Source organism: Orenia metallireducens (assembly GCF_003001995.1).
In the GTDB taxonomy this organism is placed as follows: Bacteria; Bacillota; Halanaerobiia; order Halobacteroidales; family Halobacteroidaceae; genus Orenia; species Orenia metallireducens_B.
Window position 1 is genome coordinate 43,514 of sequence record NZ_PVNB01000005.1, and the last position, 23,545, is coordinate 67,058.

21 protein-coding genes are annotated in these 23,545 nt (G+C 34.3%); 5 read left to right on the forward strand and 16 right to left on the reverse strand.

Annotated features, from left to right (window positions below; genetic code table 11):
* Nucleotides 1-54: 54 nt before the first annotated feature.
* The gene (locus tag BX659_RS04850; RefSeq protein WP_097016696.1) at nucleotides 55-573 is read right to left on the reverse strand and encodes a hypothetical protein; all 519 of its coding nucleotides are present in this window, start codon (nucleotides 571-573) and stop codon (nucleotides 55-57) included.
* Nucleotides 574-729: 156 nt separating this feature from the next.
* Nucleotides 730-1,266 carry a PadR family transcriptional regulator gene (locus tag BX659_RS04855; RefSeq protein WP_097016697.1) on the reverse strand — a complete coding sequence of 179 codons (537 nt, stop codon included), beginning with the start codon at nucleotides 1,264-1,266 and terminating at the stop codon, nucleotides 730-732.
* A 170-nt stretch (nucleotides 1,267-1,436) separates the two neighbouring features.
* Between BX659_RS04855 and BX659_RS04860 the strand changes: the two genes are divergently transcribed.
* Both BX659_RS04860 and BX659_RS04865 read left to right on the forward strand, forming a co-directional pair.
* The gene (locus tag BX659_RS04860) at nucleotides 1,437-3,431 is read left to right on the forward strand and encodes an oxidoreductase (protein WP_097016698.1); all 1,995 of its coding nucleotides are present in this window, start codon (nucleotides 1,437-1,439) and stop codon (nucleotides 3,429-3,431) included.
* 62 nt (nucleotides 3,432-3,493) lie between these two features.
* Nucleotides 3,494-4,462, forward strand: a complete 969-nt coding sequence (locus BX659_RS04865) for an alpha/beta hydrolase (RefSeq protein WP_097016841.1) — start codon at nucleotides 3,494-3,496, stop codon at nucleotides 4,460-4,462.
* 144 nt (nucleotides 4,463-4,606) lie between these two features.
* On the opposite strand, the gene BX659_RS04870 is transcribed toward BX659_RS04865, so the two are convergent.
* From BX659_RS04870 to BX659_RS04905, 8 genes are all read right to left on the reverse strand, one after another.
* On the reverse strand, nucleotides 4,607-6,802 hold the full coding sequence (locus BX659_RS04870) for a CocE/NonD family hydrolase (protein ID WP_097016699.1): 2,196 nt from the start codon (nucleotides 6,800-6,802) through the stop codon (nucleotides 4,607-4,609).
* A 4-nt stretch (nucleotides 6,803-6,806) separates the two neighbouring features.
* A complete protein-coding gene (locus BX659_RS04875) occupies nucleotides 6,807-7,748 on the reverse strand; it encodes a 2-keto-3-deoxygluconate permease (protein ID WP_097016700.1) in 942 nt (313 codons plus the stop codon).
* Nucleotides 7,749-7,940: 192 nt separating this feature from the next.
* On the reverse strand, nucleotides 7,941-9,950 hold the full coding sequence (locus BX659_RS04880; protein WP_097016701.1) for an FAD-dependent oxidoreductase: 2,010 nt from the start codon (nucleotides 9,948-9,950) through the stop codon (nucleotides 7,941-7,943).
* 81 nt (nucleotides 9,951-10,031) lie between these two features.
* Entirely contained in the window at nucleotides 10,032-10,532 is a 501-nt protein-coding gene (locus tag BX659_RS04885; protein ID WP_097016702.1) for a DUF1097 domain-containing protein, read from the reverse strand.
* Nucleotides 10,533-10,573: 41 nt separating this feature from the next.
* Nucleotides 10,574-11,509 carry an NAD(P)H-dependent oxidoreductase gene (locus BX659_RS04890; RefSeq protein ID WP_097016703.1) on the reverse strand — a complete coding sequence of 312 codons (936 nt, stop codon included), beginning with the start codon at nucleotides 11,507-11,509 and terminating at the stop codon, nucleotides 10,574-10,576.
* 339 nt (nucleotides 11,510-11,848) lie between these two features.
* Entirely contained in the window at nucleotides 11,849-12,424 is a 576-nt protein-coding gene (locus BX659_RS04895; RefSeq protein ID WP_172431818.1) for a TetR/AcrR family transcriptional regulator, read from the reverse strand.
* A 239-nt stretch (nucleotides 12,425-12,663) separates the two neighbouring features.
* Nucleotides 12,664-12,984 carry a DUF523 domain-containing protein gene (locus tag BX659_RS04900; protein WP_097016705.1) on the reverse strand — a complete coding sequence of 107 codons (321 nt, stop codon included), beginning with the start codon at nucleotides 12,982-12,984 and terminating at the stop codon, nucleotides 12,664-12,666.
* Nucleotides 12,985-13,531: 547 nt separating this feature from the next.
* Nucleotides 13,532-14,917, reverse strand: coding sequence for a deoxyribodipyrimidine photo-lyase (locus tag BX659_RS04905; RefSeq protein WP_097016706.1), 1,386 nt, complete (start codon nucleotides 14,915-14,917; stop codon nucleotides 13,532-13,534).
* Nucleotides 14,918-15,298: 381 nt separating this feature from the next.
* Here BX659_RS04905 and BX659_RS04910 point away from each other — a divergent pair, with 381 nt between their 5' ends.
* Both BX659_RS04910 and BX659_RS04915 read left to right on the forward strand, forming a co-directional pair.
* The gene (locus tag BX659_RS04910) at nucleotides 15,299-15,928 is read left to right on the forward strand and encodes a response regulator (protein WP_097016707.1); all 630 of its coding nucleotides are present in this window, start codon (nucleotides 15,299-15,301) and stop codon (nucleotides 15,926-15,928) included.
* A 4-nt stretch (nucleotides 15,929-15,932) separates the two neighbouring features.
* A complete protein-coding gene (locus BX659_RS04915) occupies nucleotides 15,933-16,967 on the forward strand; it encodes a sensor histidine kinase (RefSeq protein ID WP_106231687.1) in 1,035 nt (344 codons plus the stop codon).
* A gap of 101 nt (nucleotides 16,968-17,068) precedes the next feature.
* On the opposite strand, the gene BX659_RS04920 is transcribed toward BX659_RS04915, so the two are convergent.
* The 5 genes from BX659_RS04920 to BX659_RS04940 are packed head-to-tail and all read right to left on the reverse strand — an operon-like array spanning nucleotide 17,069 to nucleotide 22,210.
* Entirely contained in the window at nucleotides 17,069-18,109 is a 1,041-nt protein-coding gene (locus tag BX659_RS04920) for a hypothetical protein (RefSeq protein ID WP_097016709.1), read from the reverse strand.
* Nucleotides 18,110-18,121: 12 nt separating this feature from the next.
* On the reverse strand, nucleotides 18,122-18,877 hold the full coding sequence (locus tag BX659_RS04925) for an outer membrane lipoprotein-sorting protein (RefSeq protein WP_097016710.1): 756 nt from the start codon (nucleotides 18,875-18,877) through the stop codon (nucleotides 18,122-18,124).
* 37 nt (nucleotides 18,878-18,914) lie between these two features.
* Nucleotides 18,915-20,288 (reverse strand): NAD(P)H-dependent oxidoreductase, encoded by a 1,374-nt coding sequence (locus tag BX659_RS04930; protein ID WP_097016711.1) that lies wholly within the window; start codon nucleotides 20,286-20,288, stop codon nucleotides 18,915-18,917.
* A 43-nt stretch (nucleotides 20,289-20,331) separates the two neighbouring features.
* Complete coding sequence (locus tag BX659_RS04935) at nucleotides 20,332-21,525, reverse strand: ABC transporter permease (RefSeq protein WP_097016712.1); 1,194 nt, start codon at nucleotides 21,523-21,525, stop codon at nucleotides 20,332-20,334.
* Nucleotides 21,518-22,210 carry an ABC transporter ATP-binding protein gene (locus BX659_RS04940; RefSeq protein WP_097016713.1) on the reverse strand — a complete coding sequence of 231 codons (693 nt, stop codon included), beginning with the start codon at nucleotides 22,208-22,210 and terminating at the stop codon, nucleotides 21,518-21,520. Before BX659_RS04940 ends, BX659_RS04935 begins: the two co-directional genes overlap by 8 nt.
* Nucleotides 22,211-22,582: 372 nt before the next feature.
* On the opposite strand from BX659_RS04940, the gene BX659_RS04945 reads away from it, so the two are divergent.
* Entirely contained in the window at nucleotides 22,583-22,906 is a 324-nt protein-coding gene (locus BX659_RS04945) for a YbjQ family protein (protein WP_097016714.1), read from the forward strand.
* A gap of 29 nt (nucleotides 22,907-22,935) precedes the next feature.
* On the opposite strand, the gene BX659_RS04950 is transcribed toward BX659_RS04945, so the two are convergent.
* Complete coding sequence (locus tag BX659_RS04950; protein ID WP_097016715.1) at nucleotides 22,936-23,544, reverse strand: BsuPI-related putative proteinase inhibitor; 609 nt, start codon at nucleotides 23,542-23,544, stop codon at nucleotides 22,936-22,938.
* Nucleotide 23,545 lies beyond the last annotated feature (1 nt).

Sequence of the window (23,545 nt, forward strand, 5' to 3'; positions counted from 1 at the left end):
TGATTGGATAAAATTATAAATGATTATCATTATCATAGTTATGTACTTCTAGCTTTAATCTGCTATATCCACTACTTCGACTAGCTTAGCTCCATTAAAAGTCTCCGTTGGAGCATAGCGAATTATATAGTCCTTTATAGCTACTTTGGCATAGCCATCAGGGGCTCTTTTCCCAAAGATACCTTTAGCCATCTCCTGATTATCAAAGATAAACCACGTTCTTCGTTCATCAAACTCTAATTTGGGGAGTCTGTTTTCTGTTTGAGCATTTACCTCAAAAGCAACTGCATCCCCTAGAAATTCATCATCTTCATAATTTATATATCTTCCTTCAACTATTACTTCTCCTGAAAATTGAACAGTCGCTGAGTATCTATTAGTGTTTTCAATTTGATGCAGAGATAATGATTCTATTTTAAGATCAGCAACCTCATCACCGATATTGACCTCTTGGGGATTAAAGATATTCCCCTCTTGCTTATTACTTAAATCTTGAGTTGAATTATTATTCTGATAAATAAAAAAGACTATAATTAGTACAATAACAAGCAGAAAAATAAACTTCTTTATCATGCGTTAATATCTCTCCCTAAAAATCTTTTAATATTATTACAACTTAATTTGTGATAAAGATAGATATTTATTCATTATCTCTTTAAAGAATTAATTTAATTCAAACTTTTAAATTATAGACTAAATAATAAATTTATTTTTACCTCTAATTAACTGCTACTGGCTACAGCGTTTGATAGAACGCTCTAACCACTCTACATAAGCCGCTTCACGCAAAATTGCACTCTCTAACACTAGATAATCACCAAATTCTTGACTTCCAAACTGAGGAACTTCACTATATCCATCTATTTTTTTCTTTAAAGTAGCCAGTTTCTCCCTTCTTTGCTCTAATTGACTCTCTAGTAATTCAACCAAATGCTCTTGCTCTATATTACTTGAGAAATACATTCGTAATCTAAACTTATCTTTAGCAGTTGGAACCATCTTCTCATCCTTATTTAACCATTCTAATAGCTCCTCTCTACCTTTATCCTTAAGCGAATAGACCTTCTTTTCTAAGGCTTCTCCTGCAATTACAGTTTCATATTCTATTAAACCTTCATCGACTAATCTCTTTAATTCTGGATAAATCTGACTATGCCTTGCTCTCCAAAAGTTTCCTAATTCAGCCTTAAACTCCTTAGTAATATCATAACCTGTACTTGGTCTACGATTAATTAAGCCCAAAATTGCATATTTTAAAGTTCTCATCTGATTATACCTCCTAATGTATTAAACTTTCTTAATCTATTATATCATTAACTAGAAAAATTAAAAGCACAATCATGTCAATATTTACATGATTTCTTTTGCGTGATATATTTATTATAAGGTATTAAAATAGTAATAATTGAAAAAATATGAAGAAGAAAGGAGAACAAATGATAGACTATAAGAATTTATTTACACCAACCAAAATTGGTTCTTTGGAGCTTAAAAACCGCTTTGCCCTTGCACCAATGGGACCTTTAGGATTGGGTGATGCAGAAGGTGGATTTAACCAACGAGGAATTGATTATTATACTCAGCGAGCTAAAGGAGGCACAGGTCTAATTATTACAGGGGTTACCTTTGTAGATAATGAGATAGAAGAGCATGGAATGCCTAGTGTTCCTTGTCCAACCCATAATCCTGTTCACTTTATCAGAACAGCCAAAGAAATGACTGAAAGAATTCATGCTTATCAGTCCAAGGTCTTTTTACAAATGTCTGGTGGCTTTGGTCGAGTGACTATCCCCACCAATTTAGGAGAATACCCTCCAGTAGCACCATCACCAATTCAGCATAGATGGCTTGATAAGACCTGTCGTGAATTGACAGTTGAGGAGATTCAGACTATCGTCAAAAAATTTGGTGAAGGAGCTTATAATGCTAAACGGGCTGGCTTTGATGGAGTTCAGATTCATGCTGTCCATGAAGGGTATTTAATTGACCAATTTGCTATTTCTTTGTTCAATCATCGTAATGATGAGTACGGTGGTTCTTTAGAGAATAGACTCCGTTTTGCGAGAGAAATTGTAGAGGAGATTAAAGAACGCTGTGGAGAAGATTTCCCAGTTACTCTACGCTATAGTCCTAAAAGCTTTATTAAAGGTTTACGTGATGGGGCCTTGCCAGGTGAAGAGTTTGAAGAACAAGGACGGGATTTAGATGAAGGGATTAAAGCAGCTCAACTCTTAGTCTCCTATGGCTATGATGCTTTAGATGTTGATGTAGGCTCTTATGACTCTTGGTGGTGGAGCCATCCCCCAATGTATCAAGAAAAGGGATTATATAGACCTTATGCTAAACTGATGAAGGAAAATGTAGATGTTCCAATTATCTGTGCAGGAAGAATGGATAATCCCCAGATGGCAACAGAAGCAATTGCTGATGGCACCTGTGATATCGTTAGTTTAGGTCGTCCCTTACTGGCTGACCCTGATTATGTTAATAAACTTCGTCGTGGCGAGGTAGAGGATATTCGTCCATGCATCTCTTGCCAAGAAGGCTGTATGGGTCGGATTCAAGAATATTCAATCTTAAACTGTGCAGTCAATCCTCAAGCTTGCCGTGAACGAGTGACAGCCTATAATCCAATTCTAAAGCAAAAGAAAGTCTTGGTTATAGGTGGCGGAGTGGCTGGTTGTGAAGCTGCTAGAGTCTCAGCTTTAAGAGGTCATCAAGTAGAGTTGCTAGAAAAAAATGATAGATTAGGTGGTAACTTAATCCCTGGTGGTGCTCCTGACTTTAAAGAAGATGATATTGCATTAGCTAATTGGTATACCCATCAATTAGAAAAATTAGAGGTTGAGGTGAAATATAATACTACAGCTACCAAAGATTCAATCTTAGCTGCTAACTATGATGTAGTTATTATCGCTACAGGCTCAACACCTAAAGTGCTCCCCTTAGGTAATGATCAGCAGGTCTTGACCGCTACTGAAGTATTAAATAAAGAAAAAGACTGTGGAGATAAAACAGTTATTATCGGTGGAGGATTGGTTGGCTGTGAAACAGCACTCTGGTTAGCTCAACAAGGCAAGGACGTTACCATTGTAGAGGCAATGGATAATTTACTTCAAAACAATGGTCCTTTATGCCATGCCAATAGTGAGATGCTAGAGGAATTGATTCCTTATCATAATATTGAAGTAATTACTAATGCAACAGCCACTGGCTATAAAAATAATCAGCTTAAAATTAAGGTAGATCAAAATGAGAAAGAACTTGCTTGTGATAGTGTGATTTTAGCTATTGGTTATCAATCAGAAGATTCTTTGTACCAAGAGCTAAAATTTGATATCCCAGAAATCTACCTATTAGGTGATGCTAAAAAGGTATCAAATATTATGTATGGTATCTGGGATGCTTTTGAAGTAGCTAACCATATCTAATTTAAAAACTCAATTAAGTAAACTAATAATTAAGAGGGTGTGGTTTAATGTACCTAAATAGAATGATTGTTTTAACAATAATATTAGCTTACTTATTAATCTCAAATTTTGGAGGTGATGTTTTGGCTCAGAATAATAATCTAACAAGCCAGAATCTCAATGTTCAATTAAAAGAGCCTTTAATTCAGTTAATTTCAGATGTTGTTTATGAACAAGTACCTATGGCTGGCTATAATAATGTTGCTATGAAAATGGATATCTTAAAACCAGAAAAGGATAAAAAAATGCCAGCGATTATTTACATTCCTGGTGGAGGTTTTATTTCTGCCAATAAAGATAGCTATATTCAACAGAGAATGAAGCTTGCCAAAGCTGATTATGTTGTTGCCAGCATTGAATATCGGGTTGCTCCCACTGTTACTTTTCCTCAACCTTTAGAAGATGTCAAAGCAGCAATCCGTTACCTTAAAGCCCATGCTGAGCAGTTTAATATAGATCCTAATAAAATTGGAGTAATGGGAGATTCAGCAGGTGGATATCTAGCTGCAATAACTGGTACTACTAATGGAATGAAGCAATTTGATCAAGGTGATAATTTAGAGCAAAGTAGTGATATCCAAGCCGTTGTTGATCTGTATGGATTATCTGATTTAACAAAGATTGGAGATGATTATTCTCAGCAAGTACAGCAAGCACATAAATCAGCTGGAGCAACTGAAGCTCTATTGGTCAATGGTAGCCCTGTCTTTGGAGGTCAAGATGGTGGAATTTTAGCCAATAAAGAAAAGGCTGAAGCTGCAAATCCAATTAGCTATATCTCTAAGCAGACTCCTCCTTTTCTATTGATGCATGGAGATCAGGATAGGATGGTATCTCCTAGTCAAACTCAAATTTTACATCAAGCATTAGTAGAAAAAGGTATTGAATCTATCCGATATCTTGTCAAAGGTGCTGATCATGGCGGGGTTTACTGGAATCAACCTGAAGTAATGAAGAATATAATTGACTTTTTCAATAAGTACCTTAAATAAACACAAGAACATTAAGTAAAGATAGACAGTATAGGGCTAAATAGCCCTATACTGTCTATCTTTTTTACAATATTAAATTAAAGTAATATCATTGTCATAATCTCTCTAAAAACTCGATAAATATACTTATTATAATAAGTATATTTACTTACCTTGTTTTACTAGAGGTAAGACTGGCAATTGCAGATATGATAACGCTATTTCACCTGTATAAATTGTATTCTCTGACCCTTTTCGATAACTCTCTTCATTATAATTTACCCACCGATTATCTACTGGATCAATCTCTAAACAGATCTTCCATCCAGCTCTAATAACTCCTGTAGTGGGGAAAGTTCCTACTTCACAACTAACCATTTCTTCAGGAACTAAGGGTTGATATGCCTCTTTAGTATGCTTATAAACTGGCAAATAGTCTCTAGAACGTTCTTGATCTAATTCACGATGGGATGCCAGCATAGCACCAAATCCTAAAGGCAATTCTCGTTCCATACTAGTTCTGGCAGGATAGATTACTTCACGATCATTTTCATCAAAAATACGAACTTTGATATGAATTTCCATATCATTAGTAGTTGAAGAGACATAAAGTCCAGCTTTAATATAGCCTGCAACTTCCAGATCTTCTTTTAGAGGTTCACTAATAAAAGTTGCACCTTCCACTCTTTCATTTATCGAATGATAGACATCAGCATTATAGCTAACCTTTCCATCAGCCTCTGGTTTACTCTCACTTAAAGACATCTTTTTTGCATCTAAATAAAATTTCTTATATTCTGTCCCTGGAACAGGCCAGTCCTCTTCATATCTCCAGTAGTATCCACCATTACCAGTTCGCATTTGAATTGAGACTGGAGGCTCATCCATAATATCATTATCCTCACCTTTTAACCAATAATCAAAAAATGATCTATATTTATTCAGATAGAATTCATTATACATCCAATAATGAATTCCACAGCCATTGACAACTAATAATTTCTTGTTTTCAGATGAACAATTGATATAGGCTTCAGAACTTCCTTTTCCATGTAAACTGGCATCGGGTTCTACAGCCGACCAAATAGGATAATCAATCTTTGATATATCACAACTAGACATATATTCGCCTTCTACTCCATAGGTCTCTTCATTCCAGAAAGGTTCATCCAATGCCTTTTTCATAAAATCATATTCCTGGGGAGTTGTACAAGGATCCATATTATCTGCACGATTAAAGAGTCCACCACCACTATAAATATAATCACGGTAAGAGTCATAATCTCCCATAATCGGAATCATAGCTGTCAATCCTTTGGGTCTTCTTTGAGCTGCTAAATACTGGGTCATTGCATAATATGAAGCTCCAAACAGTCCAATCTTGCCTGATGACCAAGGCATATCTGCTGCCCATTCGATAGCATCACAATAATCCTCTGCATTCTTTCGTCCAAACTGCTTAAATAATTCATCTTCACTTAGTGGGTTTTGCCCCATCCCCCGTTCTTCTATATTAATAACTACATATCCATAAGGAACCCAATCTAAAGCACAAGGTTGTTCAAAGGCTTCTGAAATTGGCACCAAACAAGGTGGTGGGCCATCTGGATGCACAACCTCATCCTCAGGATTTAAATTAGGGATAGGTAATGCAGAACCAAAGCATGATGCCATTCTGCGGAAAAATGCACCTTGTAGCAGCTTCTTAGTCTCAGTGCTCGAATAATCATCATAAAATTTGTCTTCTAGCATCTCAAAATATTCTTCATCTCCATCTTTTATTGGAAAACCATTGATAAAAGATTTTCCAAAAACACCCATACACATTACAACAGGATACTCTCCTCCCTGTAATGGTCGATAGACATCAGCTAGAACATAATTACCATCTCGTGTAGGAATTCTGACATCAGTCTCCTTTAAAATTCCTGCTGCACTTCTTCTGACAAGATTCTTAGCAGTTTCAATTCTAGCTAACCTCTTCCCGAGCTTATCCATCATCTCTGCTGTAGCCTCTTCATATTTCTGTGGCTCCATTACTGGATTCCAAGTATACTGATACTCCTCAATTATTGCTTTATCTTGCTCAGTAATAGTCTTTAGCCCAATCAGCAATCTAGCAGTATTAACTACTTGATAATGACTGACTGAAGCTTCCCTACAATCAGCCTCTACTACAAAATCTACTGGGGTAATATAAGCTTTAGCCTGACAAGAACCAATAACTAGATCTCCAATAGAAAAAGTAATCTCTTCTCCCTGCTCATATTCATAACACCCCTGCTCATCTATCACACCACTGTGAGTCTGAGTATAATAATCTAATCCTTTTATACTTCCATCTAAAAATATTCCCTTCATCTTTTTACCTCCTAATAAACTTGTTCTTCCATCTCCATTTCACCAAAACCGGTGTTATTACTGCACTTAAGACCACAGCCATGGCAATTTGGGATAAGGCTCTCTCCATATAGACTGCATAAGAACTATCTGACTGAAGCAATAAGGCTGGAACTGTCAAAGCCAATCCTGCCACTGATGAAATTCCCATTGATACATATCCACTACTCTTTAAAAGTAGTTTTTCAACTAATACTAACGGTAAATTATTTAATAAGGTAAAGATAATAAATAAAATAATTCCTGTACCAACAGACTGAAAGGCTATTTTCAAGTCTATAGATGACCCTAGGCAAAATCCTAAAAAGGGCAACATAATCTCCATTCCAGGTCGAGTAAATTTCTTTATTTCTTGGTCGATACTTCCTAGAATAATCCCAATAATAAATGGAAGAATGGTAGCGGCTATAGAATTTAAATCTATACCATTTCCACCTGCATAGCCTAAAACAGCAACTGGTATAAAAGGAAGTCCTGTTACATTCAGTAAAGCAAACCCTGCTAAATCCCCTTCATCACCATATTGCTTCATCAGAGCAAGATATAACCCAGCATTACAACTACAGATACAAGCAACTAAAGCCAAAGAAGAGATTCCATAAATTCCACCTTCACCTAAAACTCTGATTATAAATAAAGAACAAACTATATTTAGTACTAATTTTAATACAATTAAAAAACCACTCTTTTTGACACACTTTCTTATGCTCTTGAAATTTGTATCAATACCAGCAAAAATTAATATAATTCCAACAACAGTCATAGTACCTTGCTTAGAGAAGATAGCTGTCATAGGATTTCCTATCTCCACTATGTCAGGTATAAATGTGTGAATCACAGCCCCGATTACCATCGGCACTAGCATAAGTCCTCCTGGTAGCTTTTTAACATTACTTAATATATTCATCAACTAATTCTCCCTCTATTTCTTATTACTTAAGATCATACACTCTAACCCAACTTTAAAATCTATTAATAATTAGAAAATTAGCAACGACTAAACACGAATCATCGCAAATAAAAATATAAATATTTTACGATTTATGATTCGTGCTAATTCGTTGCTAAAAATAATCCAAAAATCTCTCAATTAATTAGATTAAATTTCAACTGCTGTATCAAAACCACTATGAACTGCAGTATATACATCACCAATCTCTTTTCCATCACCAATAACAAATACTTCAGTTGGAGGTACTAGATTTCTTAATTCATTTATTGTCTGCTTACGAGGCTTCATCCCTACTGCTAATACAACTGTATCTGCTTCATATTCATTCTTGCGGAAGTTAGAATTGATTGTTTTAATACCAGTAGTAGTTATCTCTTCTACATTAGTGTTGGTTACAATTTCTACATTATTTTCTTCAAGTAGAGATTGTAATGAAAATTTATTAATCAAAGCTGCCCCTCTAAATAGATCCTCAGGACCACACATATCAACAATAGTTACATCTTTTCCTTGCTTAGCAAGATTTAAAGCAGACTCTGCACCTGTTAGTCCACCACCGATTACTATAACCTTCTCTCCAGCTTCTACTTTACCAGAATCTATATCTCCAACCCAGTGTACGTTATCATTATCTATACCAGAAATATTTGGAATAAATGGCTCTGCTCCAACAGCTAAAATTAATGCATCTGGATTCTCTTTAGCAATTACTTCAGCAGTAGCTTCAGTATTTAATTTAATCTCAGCTCCACATTTTTGGGTTTGTCTAACTATCCAGTTTAAGAAGTTACTCAAATCTTCTTTAAATTCAAGGTCTGTTGCATGGTGTAAAGTACCACCAAGCTTATCTGATTTCTCAAAAAGAACGACCTCATGTCCACGCTCAACTGCTGTTAAAGCAGCTTGCATTCCGGCTGGACCTCCTCCGACAATTACTACTTTTTTCTGCTCATCAGCTTTAAGAACTCCTTCAGGATAATATGTTTCACGACCATTGATAGGATTTACTGCACAGCGTGTCTTTTTAAAGAAGGCTGCACGTCCACAGCAAGTATTACAACGCAGACATGGTCTGATATCCTCTTCCTTGCCATGAGCTGATTTTCTCATAAACTCTGGATCTGATACAAATGGTCTAGCCATCGCTACAAAATCAACTAGCCCTCTAGCTAATATCTCTTCTGCATTCTCTAAGTTCATAATTGAACCAACAGTGGCTACCTTTACACTATCTCCAACTGCTTTTTTGATCTTTTCTGCAAAATGAACATTATATTTGTAAGGTATATAATTAGGTTGAATCATATATTGAATTACAAATGGATTTGCTAGCATTCCAGCAGAAACATGAAGGATATCTATCTTATCCTCTATCAGCTTGACAAATTCGATTACTTCTTCAACTTTCATTCCACCTTCAACAAGTTCATCAGCACTTATTCGATATTCAATAATAAAGTTCTCTCCTACTTTTTCTCTAACAGCATCAAGCATCTCAATACAGAATCTAGCTCTATTTTCAAAGCTTCCTCCATATCTATCAGTTCTTCTATTCACATAAGAAGAAAGAAATTGAGCAGGCAACATTCCATGAGCTCCATGAATCATAATCATTTTAAAGCCACTATCTTTACATCTAGCAGCAGCATCAGCATAATCTTGAATAGTCTTATAAATTAACTCTCTACTCATCTCTTCAACTTCTCCAGGAGTTTCTCCCTTTAATTTTGCAAAGTATTCATCAATCTCAGCAGGAAGAGGAGTTGAACTTACTGGCTTAAGTCCTTTTTCAGCCAAAACCATAGAATTTGAAAAACGACCACCATGATTTAATTCAATCGAGATATTTGCTCCATATCTTTGAATCTCATCTGCTAACTCATCTAGCCCCATCTTGACATTATCATGACCTAAATTTAATTGACCTTCATGGTCCATAGCATGTTGCCAGTTGATTGCAGAATCTCCTATAGTTACACTAGCTGCTCCACCTTTAGCAATCGGTCGATAAAATTCAATTAATTCTTTGGTTACCCAACCTTCTGGAGTTGCTAAACACGGTACCATCGGTGCTGACTGAATTCTATTCTTAAATTCAACACCCTTAATTGTAATTGGAGAAAATACATTTTTATATCTATCCATCGCTTTACTCATAACTTCATTCCTCCTAAATTATTTTTGATCACCCTTTGCTTTGTTTGTTGTTACTAACTAACATTGGATTTAAAATAAATCTTAAGCAAATAATTTCAAGACAAATCTTTGAAACTTATCAACACCTACACCCACATACCAAACTCCAACAATCATAGAAATCCCAACTTGAATTGGCATTGAGCCCATCTTTTCTAATCCTATTGGGGTTAGAATAGTTAGACCGATAGCCCATCCACATAACCAAGCTGGTAAAAATACATACTTTCTCATCGGTTTTGCGATAAGAACAGCCATTCCACCTAGGATAAAAAGTGTAAAAAAGAGCTCTAAATTCTGGTTCCACTCTAATATTTTCATTATCTTCAGTGCTAATACTGACCAGATATCTCCACATAAAAAGCCAATTGTTATCTTCATAGCATCCTCAAGCTTATTCCCATTTGCTACATAAATTCCAGCACAGATTAATGCTACAGCACCTGTTGCAACTCCAATATATGGAGATAAAACTGCCCAAATTGGTGGTAACAAAGCAATCCCTAAGGCTAGTGTTAATGTATTTTTAGTTCTTTCTTTCACAATTTTACTCTCCTTTAAAGAATCAATCCTTATTTAATCTCTTATTTCTCTGGCATAGTTGCTGAAATAAATTTTTTATAATTACTCATACGTCGCTTATATTCATCAGACATTAGCATTTTCTTAAATGTTTTTACAGTTTCATCGATATCTCCTGCATGTTCAAATTTACCAGATAAAGTATCATGGGCATGTTCTAACTGCTCTTCAGGAAAGTCAAATTTAACCTTACCATCTACAACCTTAATATCTCCTTTAATACCACATAAACAGCAGATTGCTTCTGTTGATTGATTGTCTAAGAAGAAGTTTCTACTATGACAGTGTGGGCAGATACCCTCTTCACCTAGATAAGCAGCATTTTCGATATCTTGAGCAGCTTTAGCAAGATTTACCCCTATTTGATGTGCTCTAGCAACTGTATCATCATTCATAACAGCATCAGTAGACCAAGGGAAGATATCGTTATCAATCACCTTCCAAGCTGGAGTTAACGCCTGCATTGCTGAATCACATTGCATCCTTGTTACCCAGTCAGAACCACCAAAGCCCATATAAGAAACTACCTTGTCTTTTAAAATCCTTGGATCTGGAATCTTACCTCCGTTTTCTTTGGCGATTTTAGTAGCTATTACATTATTTCCCCTGTCCATTCTAGGTCCAAAACGGTCCGTGATTGTCTGAAAGATTCCAGGCACACCCTTCTCAAAGATAGGATTTGCAAAGATCACACCATCAGCATCTAACATCTTATCTAAAAGCCAATCAAAATCATCTTTTAAAGCACACATATTTCCTCTACCTGACATAAGTGCATTAACACAGGCAATACACCCAGTACAGTGTTCAATATCTAAATCAAGTAGGCGAATAAATTCAATATCTGCCCCCACTTCTTGTGCACCCATTAAGGCTTCTTTACACATAGCATCATTTTTTTGATTTTTTCTTCCAGCTGAAATACCTAAAATTTTCATTTTTAATCTCTCCTTATATAATATTAATTTATTTAACCATAACATCATTCATAATAGCTTTATGTTTTATTACTACCTATAGCCATTACTTTTTTAAGATTATGATTATAAGCTTAGCTTTAATTTATGTTAGTTAGTAACAACTAACATTTTGTCTAAAATAAATTTATAATTAATTATCAAAGATACTAGACTTTTATTAATCACCCTTTCTGTTTTATAAAATATTTAATTAATTTTTTGAGTGAAGTATTAACTAAAGGAGATTAGCTTTAATGCTTAATCATTTAGCATTTATGTTAGTTATTGATAACTAACATATCATTTGAAATAAAACCTTTATGATTCAATTAGTGAATCAATATAATCTTTAATACAGTCCTCAAGACTAACTTCTTTTAACATCTCAGGTAAACAATTGATATTAAAGAATAAGCCAAAATTAGTTGACAGAAAATTAATTGTTAAAGCTTCTAAATCTCTTTCCTGCTTAATTAGCCCTTTTTTCTGCATCGTTAAAAAATAGTTAACTAACTTCTCCTTTAACTTAAGAGGAAAGGTATCTAAAGGAGACTGCGGATTAGTAATCAATTCATCATTTTTTAATTCCATCAAGATTATCTTCTTATTATTTTCCATAGTTTCCTGATATAGCTGACTGATCTTTAACAGATCGTCTTTTAAATTATAAGTTAAATCATTCTCAAAAAATTCTTTGAATTTAGGAATATATACATATTCAGCAAAAGATTTATTGAATAAATTTAACTTGTTATTAAAGTGTCTAAAGACTGTCATCTCACTTACTTGAGCTTCATTAGCTATTTCCTTAATAGTAACAGAGTTATATCCTTTTTTAGAAAAAAGATTTATAGCTACTTCCAAAATCACTTCATATGTATCTTTATTTGGCACTGTATATGCTCCTTTATTATGTGTTATTATTCACTAACATTAACAGTCTAGCAAATATTATCGATATTGTCAACTAGATCAATTAAATTAACAGCTAATGATTTAATTCCAAAGTAAATATCTAAGGCGTTAGAATACTTTTATTATTCTAATCGCCTACTTATTATAAAAAATTTGAATCTCTGATATTTTACTAATAATCTCTTCCCTTCCCTGAATCTTTAATCTCTATCAACTCTTCAGGATAAGCGATCTTTTAACAAAAAGCCATCTACCTGCTCTAAGGAATCTAAAAATTCTTGGCTAAATCGATTAATCTCATCAGTTACATCCCTTTTAGTAGCTGGCTGGACTAATCTAATCTCGTCATCCTCTTTAACAAGCCTAATTGTCTCTCTTGGAACACCTAAACCTATCTCCACTTCAGGGCAGACTGGAATAAACTCTACATAGTCCTTGAGCTTCTTAACAAGGTCATCACTGATCATTACCCCATTATAACGGCACTTAGCAAACTCTAAACATCTACTGATAACTATAATCGGCTTTACAAACTCCATAATTACTCCCACTAACATAAAGTTATTGTAATCTGCTGTGGTAATAATATTATTAATATAATAGAAGAATAAAGCGACACTTTTACTTCAGTTTATAGTTGACAGTTAAGATCTTTAAAACCGAAGAAAATTTATGTTTGAGCGAAGCAAAAATTGAACTTAAATTTAGAGCTTAATTAAATTTTAAATAAAGAATATTATTAACGATAATAATTAGTACTCTGATTGCTGAGTGAGTGGGCTCTGCCACGAAGAGTCTTGGTCTGTGGACTCGTAGGTATATTTTCTTCTTGATTGGGCTGGTTTTACTGGTCTTGTGCGAAAGGGAATTTCTCTATATTCCCTGTAGAGCCACGGAAGGTTCTATGAACCTGTAGGTTTGGTTACTTTTTCATCAAGGACGTCCCGTAGGAAGTAGTCTTGGGCTGAAAACGTAACCCGCCCTTAGGCAGAACCTAAAGTTTTGTCTACTTTTTAAAAAGTAAAATTGTCGCAATATGCCCATTAACCATCACTTCATAAACTTAAAATCAACTTGTAAAATAAGTTATGCTAATTTCACATCTACGCCTTTAACTTGACATAATTGATTAATCTTATCTATATATTTATCAATCTTAAACTTCCGCTTTAAACCATTGGCATTCATATATCTGACCTTACCAAAGATCTCCCGTTCAGTCCAAGCCCGATCATGCTTTCCAAAACACCAAGCTACCCCTGCAAAAGCATTGGGATCTCTACCATCAAGACTATACTTATTATTAAGATAAAGAGCTATCTGAAAAGCCTCTTCTGGACTTTGAGCCCATTCTAAAATCTTCTTACCCCAATACATCCTCATATAACCTTGCATCTTACCTGTCAAGACCATCTCCAGCTGAGCAGCATTCCAATAAATATCATGAGTCAATCCCTGCTCAAACTCCTCTCTAGTATAAATATCTTCTCGCAGATCATCCTTGTGCTCATCTAAAGTCTGATAAGCCCAATCGGATAAGGTATCCTTCAAGGAAGCATCATACTTTTGATTATAATAGACAAAATTGATACTTAATTCTCTTCTCACAATCAACTCCTCTAAAAACTCTTCCTTGCCTGGACTAAGTATTTCATCCACCTCTAGAGCTAGATAAAGTGGAGAGATCTGTCCAAAATGGAGATAAAAGCTCAAATTAGAGGTATAGTCTAAAGTAGGGTCATTTCGTAGCTCCCCATACTTGTCCAACTTATTCTCCACAAAATCTTCAAAATACTTAATTGCTTCGGTAGTTCCACCTTTAAATTCTTCTACTCTGCCAACACTATCATCAATATCTAAACTTTCAATAATCCTATCTATCTCGTTGATATCCAAAGGCTCTAAGTCAAAATCTAAAGAAGAGATATCTACACTCCTTGTTTCTAAAGGAACTAAGTACTTATCTAACTGACGATGTATCTTCTTTCTAATAGTATAAGCTGCATACTCTTCCTTATTTGAAGCTTCTTCAACAGGTATAATTATATTACTCTCTACCTCTATCAAAGGGCAATTAATATTCTCTGCTACTATCTGCCTCCACCTTCTCTCTATTCTCAGATAACCCTTATCTACTATCACCAATGATGCATCTTGAGCTAATTTCTGTACTCCTAACTCTGGGCTCTCCTTTCTGAGAATAAACTTAATTTGCCGTTTAACTAAGTTCTCTGCCACCTCTTGTAGCCCTTCTAGCATAAAATAATAATGGCGGAGATTTGCTTCAGGAAAGTTATCGGTTAGACCAAAAAAGACTAGCAATGGTTGTTTAAGTTCATTGGCTTTATCTATTGCAAACTCCAAAGCATGGTTATATTCAGTCCGTTGCGAAGCCTGCATCCAATACAGAATATAATCCCCTTTTTGAACTGAATTATTATTCAAATCTTTAAATCTACTCTGCTGTATCAACCTAGTCCCCTCCCGTCTTACTTGAATTATATCAATAATAATTACTATTAATAAAATACGATAAAACTATACTAATACCTTTATTAAAAATGATAAAACAGATAGATAATGCAACACTTTTTTCTTTGGTAGTTAGGTAGTTTAGGGTGGTTTACACGAAGAGTCTTTTTTAGACTGGTAGGAGGTAGTTAGCTTTAATCTAACTATCTATCTACCTAATACTTAAACTGTCTAAATCTACTCCATTCGTACTAGTTAAATTACAACCTTATTATCTTCAAAGTATTAATAAAATAACATATAATATCTAGTATAGATACAAGGACTTCCTTAAATTAATGAGAAGATAAATATTAAAACAACTACAAAGGAGAATGTATAATGATTAAAGTCTATTTAGTCGATGATCATCCTTTTGTACTACAAGGATTAAAGGCTTTTTTAAGTACCCATGAAGAGATAGATATAGTTGGAGAAGCAAGCACTGGGAAGGATGCTTTAACAGATATCAAAAGGAAGAACCCTGAGATAGCCATTGTTGATTTACACCTTCCTGATATGACAGGAGTTAAACTAACCCAAGAAATCCTAAGTACTATTCCCTGTATACAGATAATAGTACTCTCTAGCTTCTGTGAGGATGATGAGGTTATAGCTGCAATCGATGCTGGAGCCTTGAGTTATCTGATGAAGGATTCACCACCTCAAAAGCTGATAGAAGCAATTTTTGCTGCTAAAGAGGGAGAACCTGTACTCCATCCCCGAATCGCAAAAAAATTAATGAAAAGAGTCACTAAAAAGAAAGCACTAATAGAACCCCTTACCTCTAGAGAGAAGGATGTGCTATTACACTTAAGCAAGGGGAAATCAAATAAAGCAATCGGTAAAGCATTATTCATCTCTGACAAGACTGTTAAAACTCATGTGAGTAATATATTAAGAAAACTAAATGTCAAAGATAGAACTCAAGCTGCTATAAAGGCGATTGAAGAAAATTTAATCAGGAGGTGATAATATGTGCAAAGGTAATTTTGTCACAATGTTAAAAACAGCTAAAAAATCAAGCTTGATTGGAATTGGTATATCTTTGACCTTTATGCTAGTAATTAATGGTCCCATGATAACCCCCTATCTTGTAATAGGATTTATAATTTTTGGGATTATTGTAGGCTTTTTTATCTCCTTAGCTAATAATTTAATACATCGATTATTATTTTTAGGTGAAAATAATAACCTGATTCTTCAATTAATAATATCATATATTATCTCATTTATAGTCTTTTATATTATCGCTTTACCCTTTGCTTATATTGGTAGTTTTTCTAAAGTAACATTATTATATGCTTCTTTAGCCACTGGACTAGCCTCAATGATGATCAGTCTCTTTTTTATGACCCTTGGCGAAAAAGAGGAACGAATAAAACTAGAACAAGATAATAAAGAATTAGCTATCATTGAAGAGCGCAATCGTATTGCTCGTGAACTCCATGATTCCGTCTCACAAAATCTATTTGGTATCAATCTCAATCTCAATACCCTAAACTATCTATTAGAGCATAATCCAGAGAAATCACAGGAGATGATTAAGCACTTACAAGAGATGGTACAAGAAGTACAAACAGAGATGAGATTGATGATTTATGGACTAAAGCCTTTAGATTTGACTGAAAGAGAATTCTTAGAAGCAATAGAGAATTTGATCTCTTTATTTAAAAGAAGATACAACCTAACTATCTTATTTTCAGTTATTGGAGATACAAACTTTATCAATAATAAAGTACAGTTGACCTTATATAGAGTATTGCAAGAATCATTAAATAATATTGTTAAGCACGCTCAAGCAGATAAAATCGAAATCTCTTTAGAGATTAAAGAAGATAAGATCCAATTATCTATTCAAGACAATGGCAGGGGATTTAACCTCCAAGAAGTAGATAAAGACAAGAGCTTTGGCTTAGAAGGGATGAAAGAACGAATTAAATATATTAATGGTAGCTTAGCTATTGAATCAACCATAGGAGAAGGAACTATTATTAAAGCCATAATTTAAAGGAAGTCGAGAGAAGAATTCTTCTCTGGACTTCCTTTAAATTATCTATATTGAAATTCAATCAGTACAGCTCATTATATAAGAAAATAATTAAATCAAACTTATAAAAAATCAATAGTAACTTTAAATTTAACAGTCCAATCTTTAGGGTTCTCTTGAAACTGACTATCTTTAGGTCCTAAAAAGTTAATAACTTCAACTGAGGGGGTTAATTTATCTTTAGCAGTATAAGCTAACTCAAAGCTCCTACGCTGACCAAAGTCACTGAGATTATACACTTCTTCTAGCTCCCATGACCAATCAGCAAAAGAATCACCTTGATTTCCTATTACACAAATCAAATAGTCATCCTCTTTTCGATAGTACTCTAAAGTAATTACCTTACTTCCCTCAGTGATATACTCTCCCCCTAAGAGATAATAGCTAGACTCCTCTCTTTCACTTCTCCAATAACGTAAATTATACTCTCCCCGCATCGTCAAACCATTGAGAAAATCTTTAGAATAGTTCATTCCTAAATTAATCCCATCTTCTTTCCTTACAGTATTTGCTTTCTTTAAAGGTTGATATAAATCTTCTAATTCACTATCATCCTGTTGATAAGAGAGAATAAGAGTATAATCACTACTTTCTAATAATGAATTGAACTTTATCCAACTAGAGTAGAATCTCTTATCATCACTATCTAGACTAGCACCTACTTTAAAGGTAGAATAATCAACCATCCAACTTAGCTCACTGCCTATGTAATTTTCATCACTATTTAGAGGATAGGTTGGAGAATAATCAAAGCCTTTGCCCCAAGTCCAATCCCTTTTACCAACCTCTAAGATACCATTAGCAATCATTCCACTGATAGTAGCCTCTTCTATATCCAAAGAGCTATCCTCAGTTTCCCCCTCTAAGATAATATTATATTGATAAAGCTTATATATCCCAGAAAGGCTAAGTTCCAAGGTACTCTCTATATCACTCTCTAAATCCTCGATAACTGCTTTAGGCAAACTATTATCATCAATATGGGAGTAATTAAATTCAGTAGTTAATTTACTATCTATTTCAATTGCTCTAACATTATCTATAACTGATAGATTGAAGATAAATATAAATAATAAGATCAATAAGAACCTTTTATTAAGCACCTTAACCCTCCTCTAATCTCTGATAAGTAGATTAAATTTGCCCATCATTAATGGTTGAAAGGCCTTAGCAGATAGTTTCTTATTCTCTATATCGATATATCTTAATTCTGTAACCCTATCTTGATTTTGCAAGAGATTTTTAATTGCTATATCAGCAAGCTCGTGCTCTCCTATCTTTCTATAATTGCTATAGGTCAATTCCTTTAATAAAGTTCCAGTGATAGCCTTTAAAATAACCTGCTTGATATGGTAGTTGTCCTTACTGATAGTTAATTTAACCTGTTGATAAGCAGTCTTGCTATCCTTAGCAATTAGCTCAAAGATATAATCTTTCTCTGATTGCTTAAACTCCTTAATCTGATAATCTCTATAATAATCTATTCCTACGGTCTCTCCGATTCCAGCATCACCAAATAACTTCTGACTTCCTGACACTCTAATAGGACGATGTAAGCCTTTCTTATACATCCAAGTATTAGTACCAATAGCTAAAAATTTATTATCAGTTAATCTTTCAGGAGCAGTAAAGGTTACCATCTGCCGTTCTCCACCATTATAGATATAAACCTTCAAGCTAGAGCTATCTCTCTTATCACCCTCACTTACTATACATTCCATCTCAAGCAGATATGAATCTTGATATAGATTCTGTTTTTCTAGGGCTAATTTAATTATATCCTTAGGTTCTTTGGCATAAATAACATTAGCACTGAAGATTAAGGTAATTAAAAATAAAAGTAAGATTAACCTTTTATTTATAGATTTCATTGAATACACCTCGACTTCAATTGTTTTTGATTGCTAATCATAGTCTTTCAAAACCTCTAATCATATGCTTTCTCATATTCTTTTGAATCTCTCTTCTAATAAAAGGTACCTTGTAAAAAAAATTAGCAAATAAATTTATAAACCTTTGCTTCCAATTTTTTTGGGGGAAATCATATAATTTATTCTTTTTATAATAAATATGATCTGCTCTAAAAGGAAAACGAAGATCTCCCCAGATCTCATCTCTAAAGATCTTATATGCACTAACACCTCTACAGGTCATAGGTGCTATGAAATTCTCCCTTGAAAGTTCTACAAGCCTTTTTGCCGCACTATATAGTAATTCATCAATTACTGCCATATCATTATATTCATCAGCTATAATATCTACCAAATTGGCTTGATCAAACTCAGTAGATGTTCTAATTATTTCATCTATATTATTATTTTGACTGATTACCCCTGAGATGAGATAGGCAACCTGCTTTCCAACAAGATGAGGTTGATGGGTCTTAAAGAACCGCCTATCTATAAACCTTTTAAATAAGGCACTAAGGTATCTATCTTTAATAGTAACTGCAAATACAATAATATCTGCTTGTTGAATCTTACCTTCATATATCCCTCTAATAGCATCCTGATTGTCATAAGCACAGCTATTATCGTAAGCACATTTTAAACAACCAAGGCATCCCCCTTTAATATCTTCTTTTGAAAGATCGATCAGTTCAGGGCTTTGAGTAAAGAAAGATTTGAATCTATCTACCATTCTACCAAGGTTAGTGTCAGAGTCATAATAATCACAGATTATCAGTATATTCTCTGTTCTATTAGCAATTTTTGGCTGATCGGTAGGTAGAGTTGGGTTATATTCTAGAACTTTCTTATCTATTCTTGAAAATCTCTTGCTAGTTCTTCTATTATTAGAGGCTGTATTCACTATCTCCTTAAAGAAATAGTTTAGTTTCTCTCTATTCTCTTCTGCTAACAAGTCATACATCTTAGCTGAGAAAGAGCTAATAAAGTTCATCTCCAAATCTTCAGATATCGCCTGAATATAATTATGAGCGGTATGGTCAAAAAAGTTAACTGAGGTACTCAATGATGCAGAGTATTTCCCTTTAAAGTCTTTAACATAATCGGATTCAAAGATCAGCTCGATAAATCTCTTATACTCTGAATGAACTAGGTACACATAAAGAGGAAAAGCCCAGAATACCAAATCACATTCAAGTATTGATTGCATTAAAGTATCGAACTCTTCTTTTGAGTCTTCAAGCTTTACTATTTGATTAGATACATTGAAGTACTTAAATTGATGATCACTAAAGTTCTCCTCTAAATATTTCACATATTGCATAGTAACACTTGTCTGCCCCTTAGGACTTCCATTCAATATAGCAATTTTCATAAGAACACCTCGTTTTTAATTTTTTATTCTTAATTGCTTTTTATCAAACATGTCTCAGCATCTCAACTACCTTAAGTCGTGATGCTTTTAAGGCAGGATATAATGCCGATAAAGTAGTTGCCAAAATTATTATGAAAAAAGGTGTTATTCCATTATTTAAAGCTAATTTAATATAGAGAGGAACCGCACCACTACTAGGTGGAGTATAGGTTATATTTAAATTATTAATAATTACACCTGCTCCCCAACCCAAAGCAACCCCCACAATACCACCTATAATTCCCAAAATTAAAGCCTCCTCAATTAATTGGACAAAAACTTGACTTCTTCTCGTGCCAATTGCTCTAATTGTTCCGATTTCACCCATTCTTTCAAAAAAGGACATCGACATAATCTCTAAGATGCTCATAAAGATTAAAATAAAGACTAAAATTGATAAGAAGAAGAAGGCTGTATCATACAATCCTTTAACCTGATGATAAAAGTTAGCCAAATCACGCCAACTCCTAACTTCCACCGCTAAACCTTCTCTTTTAAACTCCCTTTTCAACTCTTGAATAGTACTATCAGTCAATTCAGTATCACTTAGCATTACTTTAAAATTATCTACTCCATCAGTATTGAGCATAGTCTGAGCAAAGCTAAGGGGCATCATGATATAATGGCTATCAGCATCATCATTTCCCACAGAGAAAGAACCACTTAACTGTAAACTGCCTGCATTATAGGCTCCATCAATGGTAGTAGCCATAATAGAGACCCATTCATCAACTTTAAGATGAAGCTTCTTTCTTACCCCTTCACCTACTATTACTCTCGTCTCATCTCCAGCAAATAATTTAGTTCCACTTTTGATTTCAAGATTCTGTCCATTATCTGTCTCTATTCCCATTCCCGAAACGATGGTACTCCTATCTTCAGTTCCTAAAATCCCTGCTATCTCTAGTGTATTTGTATAGTCTATAACCTCTTCTTTAGCATCAAGTATCTTTGTAATCTTATTGATATCTTCACTACTTAAGATCTTTCTTTCCTCACTTCCCTCATTCCAAAAGCCTTCTTTAGCAATCTGCAAATGGCTATATTGATTAATTGCCATCAATTCTAAACCATCATAGGTTGCTGAAAAATACCCCCTCAGTAGGAATAATACTGCTACACTGATAAGAATCAATACTAAACTCAATAAGGAGCGTCGCTTATTTCTTAAGATATTACGCCAGGCTATTTTAAGCATATTCGTTAACCTCCTTTATCTTCAAGATACCATCTTGAATCTCAATCAGCTTTTGAGCATATTTATTGACAAATAAGTCATGGGTTACAATCACAAAAGCAACATTATATTCTCTATTTAAATTTAACATTAGCTCAATTATCTTCTCTCCAGTTTTAGTATCGAGATTTCCTGTTGGCTCATCTGCTAAGACTATTTCTGGATCAGTAACTAAAGCTCGGGCAATAGCGACCCTCTGCTTCTGCCCACCAGATAATTGACTAGGTAAACGCTGAGCCATTTTAGATAGACCAACCTGTTCTAGAATTCTATCAACCTTTCTTCTTCTTTCCGACTTACTAACCTTCTGTAAGAGCAGGGGATACTCTACATTTTCCCATGCTGTCAGAACTGGAATCAACTCAAAGTATTGAAATACTAACCCAATCTTATTCCTCCTAAGCTCTGTCCGTTCTCTATCACTTAATGAACTTAAAGAAATATTATTAATCTGAATATCTCCTAAGCTAGCTTCATCAATACCAGCTAACAAATTAAGCAGAGTAGATTTACCGCTACCTGAAGGTCCATTTACTACAATAAAATCACCTTTATCAATAGTTAAGTTTATATTCTTTAAAGCCTGAACCTCTTCAACTTGACTAGAGTAGGTCTTACTTAGATTTTCTAGCTTAATAATAGCCAATTTAACTCCCCCTTGAAATCATCTCTTAATTATATTATATGTACTAGCTCTCTTTACCACATCTACTAAAGGTTCCATTTCTATCAGACAAGAAGTAGGAAGAAATCTCATACCATTGGAGGATAGACTAGCCTGATATGTTCAGCAGGCTGGTCATCACGGAGAGTTATTTATAACTCGGAGGGGACTTGACTTAGAGCAAAATCTCAATAATTAGAGTCTCATTAAGAATATGCTAATTATCTAACTTAGATAGAATCATCTGTTATGTTCATACACGGAGAATTATTTATAACTCAGAAGGAGCTTAACTTGGATTAACAGATATATTTAGAGTCATACTAAAATAAATCTAACTAATATTTAGAGGAGATGATTAACATTATTATTGTCAATACCGATTATATTACTGGACAGGAGATAGAGAATATTATTGGATTGGTCAAGGGAAGTACCATTAAAGCAAGGCATATCGGCAGTGATATTGGGGCAGGGTTAAGAAATTTGGTGGGCGGTGAGGTCAAGGGCTATACCAAGATGATTGATGAAGCACGCGATGAAGCTTTGGAGAGAATGAAAAAAGAGGCTGAAAACTTAGGAGCTGACGCTATTATCAATGTCAGATTTACCACTTCTCAAGTGATGGCAGGAGCATCAGAGATTTTAGTTTATGGAACTGCTGTAAAATTAAAATAGGGACAGAATAAACTTCTGTCCCCTCATCACTACTCTTCAATTCTAACAAATACATCTAACCTATAATCACTGATCTCTTTAGCGACATTCCAACCTTGAATTCGATAAACTCCTTCGTCAATCTCTGCTCCTGGACTCCAAATCTCCTTATAAACTAGAGATTGACCAGGTTCTAGAGTTATTACTTTGGTAGACTGGACAAAGCTTCTATTAGCTGACCAAGTCCAGATTCTCCTTCCACTATCATAAGCTACCAACTCAATTCTTTGTCCTGACTTATAACTTAATTTAACAGGTGAATTAGTGATGTTAGTCTTTACTAAGGTAACTTTAATATTCTCACCTGGAGCATAGCTATCCTTATTGGTGAACATTACAATTAATAATCCATTAATAACAGTATAATCAAAATTCTTAGTCCTTACCTCTACCCTTCTCTCCACATCTCTATCAAAATCTTCATCGAAATCTCTATCTATATCCCTGTCAATATCTCTATCTGGTACTATTATTATTTGACCAACCTCTATCATATCAGGATCTTGAATATCATTTAAATCTATCAAAGTCTGTACTGTAGTTCCAAAACGTTGGGCAATCTCATAAAGGGTATCACCAGATTTGACTCTATAACGCATA

Coding starts and splice junctions, on each gene's coding strand:
- BX659_RS04850 (WP_097016696.1), bottom strand. CDS start 573: ATGATAAAGAAGTTTATTTTTCTGCTTGTTATTGTACTAATTATAGTC.
- BX659_RS04855 (WP_097016697.1), bottom strand. CDS start 1,266: ATGAGAACTTTAAAATATGCAATTTTGGGCTTAATTAATCGTAGACCA.
- BX659_RS04860 (WP_097016698.1), top strand. CDS start 1,437: ATGATAGACTATAAGAATTTATTTACACCAACCAAAATTGGTTCTTTG.
- BX659_RS04865 (WP_097016841.1), top strand. CDS start 3,494: ATGATTGTTTTAACAATAATATTAGCTTACTTATTAATCTCAAATTTT.
- BX659_RS04870 (WP_097016699.1), bottom strand. CDS start 6,802: ATGAAGGGAATATTTTTAGATGGAAGTATAAAAGGATTAGATTATTAT.
- BX659_RS04875 (WP_097016700.1), bottom strand. CDS start 7,748: ATGAATATATTAAGTAATGTTAAAAAGCTACCAGGAGGACTTATGCTA.
- BX659_RS04880 (WP_097016701.1), bottom strand. CDS start 9,950: ATGAGTAAAGCGATGGATAGATATAAAAATGTATTTTCTCCAATTACA.
- BX659_RS04890 (WP_097016703.1), bottom strand. CDS start 11,509: ATGAAAATTTTAGGTATTTCAGCTGGAAGAAAAAATCAAAAAAATGAT.
- BX659_RS04900 (WP_097016705.1), bottom strand. CDS start 12,984: ATGGAGTTTGTAAAGCCGATTATAGTTATCAGTAGATGTTTAGAGTTT.
- BX659_RS04910 (WP_097016707.1), top strand. CDS start 15,299: ATGATTAAAGTCTATTTAGTCGATGATCATCCTTTTGTACTACAAGGA.
- BX659_RS04915 (WP_106231687.1), top strand. CDS start 15,933: ATGTGCAAAGGTAATTTTGTCACAATGTTAAAAACAGCTAAAAAATCA.
- BX659_RS04925 (WP_097016710.1), bottom strand. CDS start 18,877: ATGAAATCTATAAATAAAAGGTTAATCTTACTTTTATTTTTAATTACC.
- BX659_RS04930 (WP_097016711.1), bottom strand. CDS start 20,288: ATGAAAATTGCTATATTGAATGGAAGTCCTAAGGGGCAGACAAGTGTT.
- BX659_RS04935 (WP_097016712.1), bottom strand. CDS start 21,525: ATGCTTAAAATAGCCTGGCGTAATATCTTAAGAAATAAGCGACGCTCC.
- BX659_RS04945 (WP_097016714.1), top strand. CDS start 22,583: ATGATTAACATTATTATTGTCAATACCGATTATATTACTGGACAGGAG.
- BX659_RS04950 (WP_097016715.1), bottom strand. CDS start 23,544: ATGCGTTATAGAGTCAAATCTGGTGATACCCTTTATGAGATTGCCCAA.